12 protein-coding genes are annotated in these 12,597 nt (G+C 68.4%); 9 read left to right on the forward strand and 3 right to left on the reverse strand.

The genetic code is table 11. The features are described 5' to 3' along the window. Positions 1–82: 82 nt before the first annotated feature. The 3 genes from ABZ319_RS10810 to ABZ319_RS10820 all read left to right on the forward strand — a co-directional run bounded on the left by ABZ319_RS10810 (position 83) and on the right by ABZ319_RS10820 (position 3,094). Complete coding sequence (locus ABZ319_RS10810) at positions 83–1,444, forward strand: hemolysin family protein (protein WP_354986148.1); 1,362 nt, start codon at positions 83–85, stop codon at positions 1,442–1,444. Continuing rightward, complete coding sequence (locus ABZ319_RS10815; protein WP_354986149.1) at positions 1,437–2,444, forward strand: hemolysin family protein; 1,008 nt, start codon at positions 1,437–1,439, stop codon at positions 2,442–2,444. The genes ABZ319_RS10810 and ABZ319_RS10815 overlap by 8 nt, the downstream gene beginning before the upstream one ends. Before the next feature lie 68 nt (positions 2,445–2,512). Beyond that, positions 2,513–3,094 carry a TerD family protein gene (locus ABZ319_RS10820; RefSeq protein ID WP_354986150.1) on the forward strand — a complete coding sequence of 194 codons (582 nt, stop codon included), beginning with the start codon at positions 2,513–2,515 and terminating at the stop codon, positions 3,092–3,094. Between the two features lie 88 nt (positions 3,095–3,182). Here the strand turns inward: ABZ319_RS10820 and ABZ319_RS10825 are convergent, their stop codons facing one another. After that, on the reverse strand, positions 3,183–3,893 hold the full coding sequence (locus ABZ319_RS10825; RefSeq protein WP_354986151.1) for a VTT domain-containing protein: 711 nt from the start codon (positions 3,891–3,893) through the stop codon (positions 3,183–3,185). A 294-nt stretch (positions 3,894–4,187) separates the two neighbouring features. On the opposite strand from ABZ319_RS10825, the gene ABZ319_RS10830 reads away from it, so the two are divergent. Then, positions 4,188–4,598: a MerR family transcriptional regulator gene (locus ABZ319_RS10830; RefSeq protein ID WP_354986152.1), complete on the forward strand. Its 411-nt coding sequence runs from the start codon at positions 4,188–4,190 to the stop codon at positions 4,596–4,598. A gap of 123 nt (positions 4,599–4,721) precedes the next feature. Here ABZ319_RS10830 and ABZ319_RS10835 read toward each other — a convergent pair whose 3' ends face one another. Then, the gene (locus tag ABZ319_RS10835) at positions 4,722–4,991 is read right to left on the reverse strand and encodes a metal-sensitive transcriptional regulator (RefSeq protein ID WP_354986153.1); all 270 of its coding nucleotides are present in this window, start codon (positions 4,989–4,991) and stop codon (positions 4,722–4,724) included. 233 nt (positions 4,992–5,224) lie between these two features. On the opposite strand from ABZ319_RS10835, the gene ABZ319_RS10840 reads away from it, so the two are divergent. Continuing rightward, positions 5,225–6,844, forward strand: coding sequence for an FAD-dependent oxidoreductase (locus tag ABZ319_RS10840; protein WP_354986154.1), 1,620 nt, complete (start codon positions 5,225–5,227; stop codon positions 6,842–6,844). A 300-nt stretch (positions 6,845–7,144) separates the two neighbouring features. Continuing rightward, the gene (locus ABZ319_RS10845) at positions 7,145–7,885 is read left to right on the forward strand and encodes an SDR family oxidoreductase (protein WP_354986155.1); all 741 of its coding nucleotides are present in this window, start codon (positions 7,145–7,147) and stop codon (positions 7,883–7,885) included. Positions 7,886–8,043: 158 nt separating this feature from the next. On the opposite strand, the gene ABZ319_RS10850 is transcribed toward ABZ319_RS10845, so the two are convergent. Then, positions 8,044–9,426: a flavin monoamine oxidase family protein gene (locus ABZ319_RS10850; protein WP_354986156.1), complete on the reverse strand. Its 1,383-nt coding sequence runs from the start codon at positions 9,424–9,426 to the stop codon at positions 8,044–8,046. Between the two features lie 64 nt (positions 9,427–9,490). Here ABZ319_RS10850 and ABZ319_RS10855 point away from each other — a divergent pair, with 64 nt between their 5' ends. The 3 genes from ABZ319_RS10855 (at position 9,491) to ABZ319_RS10865 (ending at position 12,596) form a co-directional block, all read left to right on the forward strand. After that, positions 9,491–10,087, forward strand: coding sequence for a TetR/AcrR family transcriptional regulator (locus tag ABZ319_RS10855; protein ID WP_354986157.1), 597 nt, complete (start codon positions 9,491–9,493; stop codon positions 10,085–10,087). 169 nt (positions 10,088–10,256) lie between these two features. After that, positions 10,257–10,790 (forward strand): dihydrofolate reductase family protein, encoded by a 534-nt coding sequence (locus ABZ319_RS10860; protein ID WP_354986158.1) that lies wholly within the window; start codon positions 10,257–10,259, stop codon positions 10,788–10,790. Between the two features lie 168 nt (positions 10,791–10,958). Further along, positions 10,959–12,596: an ABC transporter substrate-binding protein gene (locus ABZ319_RS10865; RefSeq protein WP_354986159.1), complete on the forward strand. Its 1,638-nt coding sequence runs from the start codon at positions 10,959–10,961 to the stop codon at positions 12,594–12,596. The last annotated feature ends 1 nt before the right edge of the window (position 12,597 follow it).

Below are 12,597 nucleotides of genomic sequence, written 5' to 3' on the forward strand. Positions count from 1 at the left end.
TGAGACGCGCGAAGCGCAAATACCGATTACCCAACCCGCCCCGAACTGATCGCGGCCGCGTTCCCGCCCCGGGGGTGACGCCGTGCTCACCGCGCTGAGTGTTGGACTCGGTGTTCTCGTCGTCCTGGCGATCACCGCGCTGACCGGGTACTTCGTTGCCCAGGAATTCGCGTACATGGCCGTGGACCGCTCGCGGCTCAAGGCCCGGGCCGAAGCCGGGGACACGGCCGCCGGCCGGGCCCTGGCCGTGACCCGGCGCACCTCGTTCATGCTGTCCGGCGCGCAACTCGGCATCACGGTGACCGGCCTGCTGGTCGGCTACGTGGCCGAACCGCTCATCGGCCGCGGCCTGGGCGAACTGCTCGGCGGTGTGGGGGTGCCCACCGGCGTCGGCATCGCGGTGGGTGCGGTACTGGCCGTGCTCTTCTCGACCGTGGTCCAGATGGTGTTCGGGGAGCTGTTCCCGAAGAATCTGGCCATCGCCCGGCCCGAACCGGTGGCTCGCAGGCTGGCGTTCTCGACGACCCTGTACCTGAAGGTCTTCGGCTGGCTCATCAAGCTTTTCGACCAGTCCGCGAACGTGCTGCTGCGCGCACTGCGCATCGAACCGGTCCACGATGTCGAGCATTCGGCGACACCGCGCGACCTCGAGCACATCGTGGCCGCCTCCCGCAACGCCGGGGAGTTGCCCCCCGAGTTGTCGACGCTGCTGGATCGCATCCTCGACTTCCCCACGCGTACGGCCGAACACGCCATGATCCCGCGGGCAAGGGTGGACGTCGTCGCGGCTTCGGAGACGGTGGGGGCGGTGCGCGATCGCATGAGCACCGGCCACACTCGCTACCCGGTGGTCGGGGAGACCAGCGACGATCTGCGCGGCATCATCCATCTGCACGATCTGCTCGACGTCGATCCGGACGAGCTTGCCGGGCAGCACTTCCGCGAGGCGGTCATGGTGCCCGAATCGCTGTCGCTGCCCGACGTCGTCACGGCCGTGACCGCCGCCGGGCAGGAAATGGCCTTGGTCATCGACGAATACGGCGGATTCGCCGGCGTGGTCACCATCGAGGACATCGCCGAGGAACTGGTCGGCGAGATCGACGACGAACACGATCCCGAGATCAACGACGATGTGGTGCCCGTCGACGGCGGTTGGCTGGTCGCCGGTGACCTGCATCTGGACGAGGTGTCGAGACTGTTGGATCTCGAACTCCCCGAAGGGGATTACGAGACCCTGGCCGGATTGGTGATCACGCGGTTCGGCGGCCTGCCCGAGGTCGGCGACTCCGTCGCGATCGACCTCGAACCCGAACCGTCCGAACTGCTCGCCGAACATCCGCGGCGGCGCTCGGTGCTGGCTCAGGTTCGCCAGGTGCACAAGCGGGTGCCGTCGCGAGTGTTGATCACCCCGCAGGCCGACTCGGAGGTGCGCGGCGATGAGTAATCCCTGGGTCGTGGTGGCCATCACCATCGGATTGATCACCGCCAGCGCGTTTTTCGTCGCGGTGGAATTCGCGCTCATCGCGGCGCGCAAGCACCGGCTCGAGGACGCGGCCGCGACCAGTGCCCCGGCGCGGGCCGCACTGCGCAGCGCCTCGGAACTGTCGGTGCTGCTGGCCGGGTCGCAGCTGGGTATCACGGTGTGCACGCTGGCGCTCGGCGCCATCACCAAACCCGCTGTGCACCACTGGATCACCCCGCTCATCGAGACGCTGGGCGCTCCGCTGTGGCTGGCCGACGTCGCCGGTTTCGTGCTGGCCCTGGTCGTGGTGACCTTCCTGCACCTGGTGGTGGGGGAGATGGCGCCCAAGTCGTGGGCGATCGCGCATCCGGAGCGATCGGCCATTCTGCTGGCGCTGCCGATGCGCGCGTTCATGTGGCTGACCCGGCCGCTGCTGTCCGTGCTCAACCGGCTGGCCAACTGGTGCCTGGTGCGGGTGGGCGTCACCCCGGTCGACGAGGTCGACGCGGGCCAGGATCCCGCCGCGCTGCGGCATCTGATCGAGCATTCCGCCACCGCGGGCACGCTCGACGAGCGCTACCGCGGGAACCTGACCGCGGCACTCGAACTCGAAGCGCTGACCGTCGGCGACATCGTGCGCCCGAACATCGGCCCGAGCGCGGTCGCGCCGGACGCGGACGCGCGCACGATTCAACGGGTCTCGCGCTCGACCGGGCACCTGCGCCTGTTCGTGCGCGAGGGCGCCGAACTGATCGGTGTGCTGCACGTGCGCGACAGTCTGGGCGTGCCGGACACGACCGTGGCGCGCGATCTCATGCGCCCGGTGCTGCGTTTCGAGGCGACGCTGCCGGTCTACGAGGCCCTGGGCGTCATGCGTGAGACGCGCGGCCACATCGGCGTGGTCACGGGCCCCGCCGGTGTGATCGGGTTCGTCACCCTCACCGATGTGCTCGAGCGGCTGCTGCCCGCGGCCGCGGTGTGAGCGCGGCCGGACAAGTTCATAACTGCTGTTCCACAACATGTTTCGACGAGTAGACAGAGGTTGAGTTCGTGATCACGCTCAGAAAAGAAGACGGTGCCGCCGATCTCGCGGGCATCAGCAAGATGAGTGTCGGGGTCAGCTGGGACCCCTCGGCCGGGGCCAGCGGCGGCCTGCTCGGCATCGCCCGCCGCAAGAAGGGCGTGGATCTGGATCTGATCGCGATCCTCATGCAGGGCGCGGAGCCGGTGCGGTTCGCGGGCCTGGATTCGCTCGATCCGCTCGGCAACGGGTCGGTGCTGCACTCGGGTGACGAGCAGACCGGTGCGGCCGCCGGTGACGACGAGACCGTGCACGTGACCTTCGCCGACGTGCCCGGCGGCATCGACTCGATCGTGTTCGTCGCGGCCGCGTTCAAGAAGGGCTCGAGCTTCGAGAAGGCGAACAACGTCTCGTTCAAGATCTACGACGCGACCGGCGGCGGCACCCAGCAGGTGGCCGACATCTGGCCGTCGCTGCTGGGCGGGGACAACGCCAACGCGATCGCCCGCGCGTTCCGCAACGGGCCTGCCTGGCAGCTCGAGGTCGTCGACCGCAAGGGCAAGATCAAGCAGGGTGACATGCAGGCCCTGCTGCGCTTCGCACTGCAGTAGCCCGGAAACGCGAAAGACCCTGCCCGCCGATAACGCTCGCGGGCAGGGCCTTTCGGGGTCGATCGGCAGTGCGCTCCCGGATCGATCGTCAGTGCACCGATTCGGATTCGGCCGCCGCCCGGGCCTTGCGGGTGGCGATCGCGCGCTTGGCGACCTCGTACACGATCGGCAGCACCGATACGGCCACGATCACCAGGAAGATCAGGTCGATGTTGTCGCGCACCGCGGCGATCTGGCCGAGCAGGTAGCCCAGGTAGGTCAGGCCCGAGCCCCACAGCACGCCGCCGATGATGTTGTAGGTCACGAAGACCCGGTACTTCATCTTGGCCGCGCCGGCCACGACCGGCGCGAAGGTGCGCACGATGGGCACGAAGCGCGCCAGCACGATGGTGATCGGCCCGTGTTTGACGAAGAACGCGTGCGATTCGTCGATGTAGGACTTCTTGAAGAAGCGGGCGTCGTCGCTCTTGAACAGCGCGGTCCCGCCGCGCGCGCCGATGAGGTATCCGACCTGGTCGCCGGCGATGGCGGCGAGCGGAATCAGGATGAGCAGCACCTCGATCGGCGCGAAGGGCTCGATCTCGGTCGATTTGGAGGCCGCGATCAGACCGGCGGTGAACAGCAGCGAGTCACCGGGCAGCAGCGGGAACAGCAGGCCGGATTCGATGAAGACGACCGCGAGCAGGCCGACCAGCATCCAGGTGCCGAAGGAGTTGAGCAGGTTCACCGGGTCCAGAAAGCCCGGTAGCAGTGCGAGATTCGTGGTTGTCGAATCCATCGCGGTGGTAATCGTCGTCATCTGCTCCGCCGTTCGGTGCTCGTCGATCGGGCGGGCCGGGTGTGGTCGATTGCCACGTGCTTGGTCTCCTTCGGATGGTTCATAACGCCGAGAACAGGGTCGATGCCCTGCCGGTGAGACCCCCGCGCGGCGACCACGTAGGCCGATCGGACATGCCGCACCCCACCTGCAGGCCACAGTAGCACGCGGCACTGTAAGGTTGTCCGGGTGCGAACGGCGCCCGTGCGGGCCCGTGATCGGGGTTCGGGCGGCGGACCGTGACCCGGATCGCTGTATGGTTGAGATCTTTCGAGGATGGAGGTGCTGATGCCGGAGGGCCTGGTCAGAATCGGAGAACTCGCCTCCCGTGCCGAGGTCAGCTCCCGCACCATCGACTACTACACCAGCCTGGGACTGCTCGTCCCCGCCGAGCGCACCGCCGGCAATTACCGGATGTACGATCCGGCCGACGTCGAGCGCATCCACCTCATCCAGACGCTGGAGGCCCAGGGCATCTCGCTCGAGGAGATCGCCAAGGCGCTCAATTCCCAGCCCGGCGACGTCGCCGAGATGCTGGCCCGCATAGACACCGACCTCAAGTCACTGCAAACCGCCGCCGAGGTCGCCCCCGGTGAAATGAACGGGCTGCTCAGCATTATCGCCGCCCGGGTGCAGTCGCTGCTCACCGTCGCCCTGCAACTCCCGCCCGACCTGCCGATGCTCTGATCGGCCGGCGGGTGTGACGGCTCGCTGATGGCCGCGCCGGCGCACGCGGATCCTCTTGCCGTGCACTGACTTCGGCTCGGGGCCGGCCGAGTCCGTCTCCGGCCGTTGCCGATCCGCGCCGTGCTAGGCCAGTGCGAGGAAGAGCTTCTCCAATTCGGCCTCGGTCAGCGGCTCGCGTCCCTCGGCTCCTTCGCCCGTGAGGCATTCGCGCAGGCCGCTGGCCACGATCTTGAACCCCGCGCGGTCCAGGGCGCGCGAGACCGCCGCGAGCTGGGTGACCACGTCCTTGCAGTCGCGGCCCTGTTCGATCATGGTGATCACGCCCGCGAGCTGGCCCTGGGCGCGGCGCAACCGGTTCAGGACCGCCGCGGTGGCCTGTTCGTCGCCGACCATGTCTGCCTCCTGAGCAGTTGATCCGGGTCGGTTCGCCCGGCCCGTCTACCGAATGAAGATACCCCTGGGGGTATGGCACCGACAGCCTCCGTGTTGGAACTCACCGGCCGGGTATGCCTCGGGGGAGGCGGGGATCACGTACTCGAAGCATACCCCCGGGGGTATGGTCGGTATCGAGTCGGATACCCCAGGGGGTATGGAACCGCGGGTCGTCACCCGCGAGGAGGTGCGAGATGAAGGTTGTGATCGTCGGTGGCGTGGCCGGTGGTATGTCGGCCGCGACCCGATTGCGGCGGCTGGACGAGTCCGCGGAGATCGTGGTGCTCGAGCGCGGCGCGCACGTGTCGTTCGCCAACTGCGGGCTGCCGTACTACGTGGGCGGAGTGATCGAGGAGCGCGAGGCGCTGCTGTTGCAGACCCCCGAATCGCTCGCCGCTCGCTTCCGCCTCGACGTGCGGGTGCGGCACGAAGCCGTCGAGATCGATCCGGCCGAGCGGACCGTGCTGGTGCGGGATCTGACCTCGGGCACGCAATTGCTGGAGTCCTACGACGAACTGGTGCTCAGCACCGGCGCGTCGGCCATCGTACCGCCGCTGCCCGGCGCCGAACGCGCCCTGGTGCTGCGCGATGTGGCCGATGTGGATCGCCTGGCCGACGCGGTCGGCCGGGTGCGTACCGCGGTCGTGGTCGGCGCGGGCTTCATCGGCGTCGAAATGGCCGAGAACCTCACCCGCCGTGGCATTTCGACCACCGTGGTCGAGCGCGGCGATCAGGTGCTCGGCCCGCTGGACCCGGAGATGGCGGCCCCGGTCGCGGCCGAGATGCGCGGGCACGGAATACGTTTGGAGACCGGCGTCGAACTCGAGCGGATCGACGCCGAGAGCGTGACGCTGTCCGATCAGCGCGTGGTGCCCGCCGAATTGGTCGTCATGGCGATCGGCGTGCGCCCCGAGAGTTCCCTGGCCCGGGCCGCGGGGCTGGACATCGGTTCCGGCGGTGGCATTGTCGTGGACGAGCAGCTGCGCACCTCCGCCCCGCACATCTACGCGGTCGGCGACGTGGTGCAGAAGCGGGACGCGGTGAGTGGCCAGGACGCGCTGGTCCCGCTGGCCAACGCGGCCAACCGCCAGGGTCGCTCGGTCGCCGATGTGATCGCCGGGCTGCCCGTGGTGGATCCGCCCGCACAGGGCACCGCGATCGTCGGCGTCTTCGAGCTCACCGCCGCCATGACGGGGTGGAGCGAGAAGCGCCTGCTGGCCGCCGGGCGTCCGTTCCGCGCGCTGCACGCTCACCCGATGGCGCACGCGGGGTACTACCCGGGCGCTCGTGCGCTCTCGATCAAGCTGCTGGTCGATCCGGAGACCGATGAGATCCTGGGCGCGCAGGCGGTCGGCGGCGACGGTGTCGACAAGCGCATCGACGTGCTGGCCACCGCGATGGCGGGCGGCATCCGCGCCTCGCGGCTGCTCGATCTCGAACTCGCGTACGCGCCGCAGTTCGGCTCGGCCAAGGATCCGGTGAACATGCTCGGGTACATGGCCGACAACCTGCGCACCGGCGGTCTGCGCACCGCGCAGTGGCACGAGGTCTACAAGGCCGTCGCGAACGGTGCGCAGCTGGTCGATGTCCGTTCACCGAGTGAGTTCGCCGGCGGTTCGGTGCCCGGTGCGCGCAACATCCCCCTCGATGAACTGCGAGCGCGCGCCGATGAGATCCCGGCCGGTCCCATCCTGGCGTTCTGCCAGGTCGGCCAGCGCGGCAACAGCGCCACCCGGCTGCTGACCCAGCTGGGCCGCGACGCGGTGAATCTCGACGGCGGCTACCGCACCTGGCATGCCGCCACGACCGGCTGATCCGAAACCCCCGCACCGAAAAGGAAATACGAACGATGTGTCAGCGAATCACCTGTCGTACCTGTGGCAAGCCGGGATTCACCGGATGCGGCAACCACGTCGAACAGATTCTGGGCGATGTGCCGAAGTCGGGCCGGTGCGCGTGCGCCGCCGAGCGTCCGGTGCGCAAGCTGTGGCCGTTCGGGCGCTGAGCGCGCCGACTCGTTCAATCAATGATTGAACTGTCGATTGAAACGTGTTCTACTTCTGTCCGATCGGGAAGCCGCCGTTGGCATCTCGACGTCGAAGGAGAACTGAACGATGACCGGACGACTGAGCGGACGGGTGGCCCTGATCAGCGGGGCCGCCTCGGGGATGGGCGCGTCACACGCCCGCGCCTTCATCGCCGAGGGCGCCGCGGTGATGCTGGGCGACATCGCCGATGACGCCGCCGCCCGCCTGGCCGCCGAACTCGGCGACCGGGCCGCGTCGGTGCACCTGGATGTCACCCGGCTCGCCGACTGGGAGGCGGCGGTCGCCGCGACCGTCGACCGCTTCGGCGCACTGAACGTACTGGTCAACAATGCGGGCATCCTCGACGGGGGCTCTATTGGCACGTACACCGAGAAGCAGTGGAACAACATCATCGCCATCAATCTGACCGGCCCGTTCCTGGGTCTGACCGCCGCGCGTGACGCTCTGGTCGCCGCCCGTCCCGCCGCGGTCGTGAACATCTCCTCGGCCGCCGGGATCCAGGGCGTCCCCGGCGTGCACGGTTACACCGCGTCGAAGTTCGGCGTGCGCGGCCTCACCAAATCGGCCGCCCTGGAGCTGGCCCCGCACGGCGTCCGCGTGAACTCCGTGCACCCCGGCGGCATCCTGACCCCGATGCTCGGCGCACCCGAGGACGCCCCCGTCGACCGCGCCGCGAATCCCCTCGCCCGCTTGGGTTCTCCCGCCGAGGTCACCTCGATGGTGGTCTTCCTGGCGAGCGAGGAGTCGAGCTACTGCAACGGGGCGGAGTTCGTCGTGGACGGCGGAATGACCGCCGGCCGCGCCTGAGTTCGACTGCGCCGCAGCCCAACCGGCACCGAGGCCGTGCACGCTGATATGCCGAGCCGGTCCCTGCCGCAGGTCGTGGTGAGCCGGCGAACCCGGCCGGGTCGGCGGACCTCCGTCGCGCGGGAGTGCGACCCCGCGCGACGGGCGCGGCGAGCCGCTCAGTGTGTGACCGGCAGTCCCGCGCTCGTCGCGGCCAGTACCTCCGCGGCCGCGCGCTGTCCGGCCTCGATCGCGCCGTCGATGTAGCCGGTCCAGGTCACCGCGGTCTCCGCGCCGGCCCAGTGCACCGGGCCGACCGGTTCGCGCAGCGCGCGTCCGAAGCTGGTCAGGGCCTGCGGGGTGGTGAACGCCCCGTAGCAGCCTCGCGTGTATTCCTCTGCGGCCCAGTCCTGTTCGATGTAGGCCAGGGGTTCGGCGGCGGCCGGGCCGAAGTAGCCGACCAGATCGGCCACGACCCGGCGCTGCCGCTCGGCCGGCGTCATGCGCGCGGCGGCATCGGCGGCGCGGCCCTCGAAGAAGCCCACCAGGACGCCGGGTGTGCCCTCCGGCGGCGAGTTGTCGAACACGGTGCTGATCAGCCGGAGGTCGCTGTTGGCCTGCCCGCTGAACCCGTCCGCGCGCCAGAACGGCGTCTCGTACACGGTATTGGTCTTGATCACGCGCCCGGCGGGCATGCGCTGCATGAGCATCACCCGGTCCGCGGGCAGGGCGGGGACGTGGTGAACGCGGTCGTTGAGCGCCTGCGGTATCGCGACGACCGCGTGCCGGGCACGCACCTCGAGTCCGTCGGCGTGCACCCGCACGCCGTCGTCGTCCCGCTCGATCCGGGTGACCGGCGCCGACAGCCGCACCCGCGCACCCAACCGCGCGGCGAGTTCGGTGGCGAGCAGTTCGGTGCCGCCGGCGATCCGATCCTGCTGTGCGCCGCCGCGGGTTTCGATGAGGGCGTCGAGCCCGCCCGCGGCCGAGATGTAGGACAGCGCCCACAGCGCCGACAGATCCTCGGGTTCGGTGGCGAAGACCGCCAGGGTGAGGATGCGCATGAACGCTCGCCCGCGCACGGTGCGGAAATGGTCGTGGATCCAGCCCCCGAAGGTCTGGGCGTCGAGGCTCTCGGCCGCGGCGGCGTCCCACGGTCGGCCCGGGTCGATGGCGGTGGCGGCCCGTTCGATCAGTCGCTGTCCGAGTGCCAGATCCGCCAGGGTGAGCGGCCCGAGCCGGGGGATGCGGCCGGTGTATGTGGTTCGCGCCCCGCGCAATTCGACGATGTTGCGACCCTCGTCGTAGGTCGGGTACAGCGTAAGTCCCAGTTCTTCGGTCAGCGCCCGTGCTCGATGCTGGGTCGGGCCGATCCACTGACCGCCCACCTCGATCGGCGCTCCGCCGGGCAGCCGGGCGTTGAGCAGCCGCCCGCCGACCCGGTCCCGCGCCTCGAGCACCACGACCTCGCGCCCGGCCGCGACCAGATCCCGGGCCGCGACCAGCCCGGATATTCCGGCGCCGACGATCACGACGTCGGTTTCGATCACCTGTGCGTTCATGACGGACCACCTCTCACATACACCGTGTATCTCGCATACACACTGTATGTGATATTCCTGGGGGATGAGCGCTGTCAAGAGCCGTCGCGAGGAATACGCGCAGAACACCAGGGAAGCGCTGGTGCGCTCGGGGGCCGCGCTGTTCGCCGATCGCGCCTTCGCCGAGGTGTCCGCCGAGGAGCTGGTCGCGGCCGCGGGCCTGAGCCGGGGCGCGCTCTATCACCACTTCGGCGGCAAACAGGGCCTGTTCGCCGCGGTGTTCGAGGACCTGGAGAACACGGCCGCCGAACGCATCGCCGCCGCGATGAGCGAACCGGCGGGTCTGCGCGAGAAGACGATCGCGGGTATGAGCGCGTTCCTCGACATCTGCACCGATCACGCCTACCGCCAGATCGTGCTGCTGCAGGGTCCCCTGGTGCTGGGCTGGGAGCGCTGGCGCGAGCTCGACCGCCGCTCCCTGGCCGGCCTGATGGTGACCCAGACCAAACTCCTGAAAGAGCAGGGCCTGACCCGCTTCTCACCCGAACTGGTGGCCGCGATGTTCTACGGCGGCCTCACCGACATGTCCTTCGTCCTGGCCGCGGCCCCCGATCCCGCCCCCATCCGCGCCGAAGCCGCCCGGATGCTCGAGGACCTGCTGGACAGCCTCCGCCCGGCCTGACCGCCGTCGCCTCGAAATGCCCTGTGGACCAAGCGCTCCAGGAGAGAGTGCCGCGCCTTGACGTGATAGTTGCTGAATAATTGCTAGCCTGGCTGGGGTTGGCTCGACTCGGCAACGGCGCGATTCGAGCCGGCCCTTCCCGCGCTCACCGCACCGCAGAGAGGCCGACATGGGGTTCGCCAGTTACTACACCGGTTCCAGCGCCGACGGTTTTCTGGCCGACGACAACAGTTCCCTGGACTGGCTCGAATCGCGTGACACCGACCCGGACGGCCCGCTGGGCTACAACGCCTTCATCGCGGACGTCGGCGCGATCGTCATGGGGGCCAACACCTATCAGTGGGTGATCGACCATGACCCGGCCGCCTGGCCCTACGACGTGCCGGCCTGGATCATCACCCATCAGCGTTTCGCCACCCGTTCGGACCGCGACATCCGGTTCGGCAGCGGGCCCATTCCGGAGATCTACGCCGAACTCGAGCAGGCCGCCGGCGACCGCAAGATCTGGGTGGTCGGGGGCGGCAACCTGGCCGCCCAGTTCGCCGCGCACAATCTGCTGGACGAGATCATCGTGTCGTATGCCCCGGTCACCCTCGGCGCCGGAATCCCGCTGCTGCCCTGGCGGGTCGAGCTCGAGACGGTCGAAGCCACCCAGAACGGCGACCTGGTCAGCGTGCGCTACGCGGTCGTCCGGGAGACGTAGCGGCGTGTCCCGCCGGTCCCGTATTTTCCTCACCGTGAATTCAATGCACTCAAGAGAAACTTCAGTATTCGTGTAGGGACTCTTGGCGATTGGAAATCGCGGAATGTCGCCCCGTCGCGCCTAGCCTCCATGGAGATACACCGGACGGCAGAAGGACGCGACATCGCGATGAGGATAAAACGATTCGGCAGGCTCATGGCAACGGGCACGGTGGCCATTGCCCTCGCAACCGCGCTCACCGCGTGTGGCGGCTCGGGGTCGTCCGGAAATGGCCCGGTGGGTGACCCGGTTTTCGGTGGCACGCTGAAGTTCTACGATCCCATCGAGTACACGGCCTGGTTGCCGACGAATTCGATCTGGTCCAACAGTCAGGTCGCGAACAATCTGGCCGAGCGCCTGACCTGGCAGGACCCCAAGACCGGTGAGATCAAGCCGTGGCTGGCGAAGTCGTGGAAGATCAGCGACGACAAATTGACCTACACCTTCACATTGCGAGAGGGCGTGACCTTCAGCAATGGCGATCCGGTCGACGCCGCGGTGGTGAAGGCGAATTACGATCAGCACGGCCTGGGTGACAAGGCGCTGGGAATTCCGCCGGATCGCTTCTTCTCCGATTACAAGTCGGCCGAAGTGATCGATCCGCTCACCGTGCAGGTCTCGTTCACGAAGCCGAATGTCGGCTTCCTGCAGGTGGCTTCGTTCTATCGCGCGGGCTCGATTCTGGCCAAGCCTTTCCTGGCACAGGATCTGAACGGCCAGGGGCAGGCCAAGAATTGGATCGGTTCGGGCCCGTTCGTGGTCGAATCGGTGCAGGGCACCACCGGCATCACCCTGAAGCGCCGCGACGACTACAACTGGGCCCCGGAGGGTTCGGGCCACCAGGGCAAGGCGTACCTCGAGAAGGTCGTGTTCAAGACCGTGCCCGAGGCGGGCACCCGGGTCGGCGCGCTCAAGTCCGGCGAGGCGCACATCGCCCGCAACATCGCGCCCTACGACGAGGAGACGGTGACCGCAGGCGGCGGCGTCATCGAGGCGTTCCCGGTCCAGGGGCAGACCAACAAGCTCTCGTTCCAGCTGGATTCGGTCACCCCGATCCTGGACAAGAACGTGCGCCTGGCCCTGCAGGCGGCCACCGACCGTCAGGAGATCAACGAGACGGTGCTCTCGCCCAGCTACCCGGTGCCGAAAAGCATTCTGGTGCAGGGCACCCCGAACCGGGGCGACTCCTCCCGCTTCCTCGGCTACGACCTGAACAAGGCGAAATCCCTGCTGGACGCTGCCGGTTGGCAGCCCGGCGGCGACGGCATCCGGGTGAAGGACGGCAAGCGCCTGCAACTCGACATCTGGGTCGCCCCCTACTACCAGGTCGCCCAGCCCGTGCAGGAACTGCTGCAGTCGCAGTGGCGCAAGGCCGGCGTCGAACTGAAGATCAACGCCACCTCGCTCACCGACTACGAGGCGACACAGCTTGCGCGCCCGGACAATTGGGCGCTGGTGCAGGGACAGACCTCGCGCGCGGAAGCCGACGTGCTGCGCACGGCCTTCGACAGCGCCGCGACCAACGAACTGCACGCCAACACCCCCGACGAGAAGCTGAACGAACTCGTCCGGGCGCAGGCCTTCGTCTTCGACCCCGCCAAGCGGACCGCCGCGGTGCAGGCCATCGAGGATCACCTGTTCGGTGAGGGCTACGTGATTCCGCTGTACGACGAGACCCAGGTCTTCGGCCTGGCTCCCTCTGTACACGGCTTCAGCACCGAATCCACCGCCCGCACCTGGTTGTACGACACCTGGATCGCCGAGTAGG

The sequence above is a fragment of the Nocardia sp. NPDC005978 genome (genome assembly GCF_040614455.1).
Lineage (GTDB): Bacteria > Actinomycetota > Actinomycetes > Mycobacteriales > Mycobacteriaceae > Nocardia.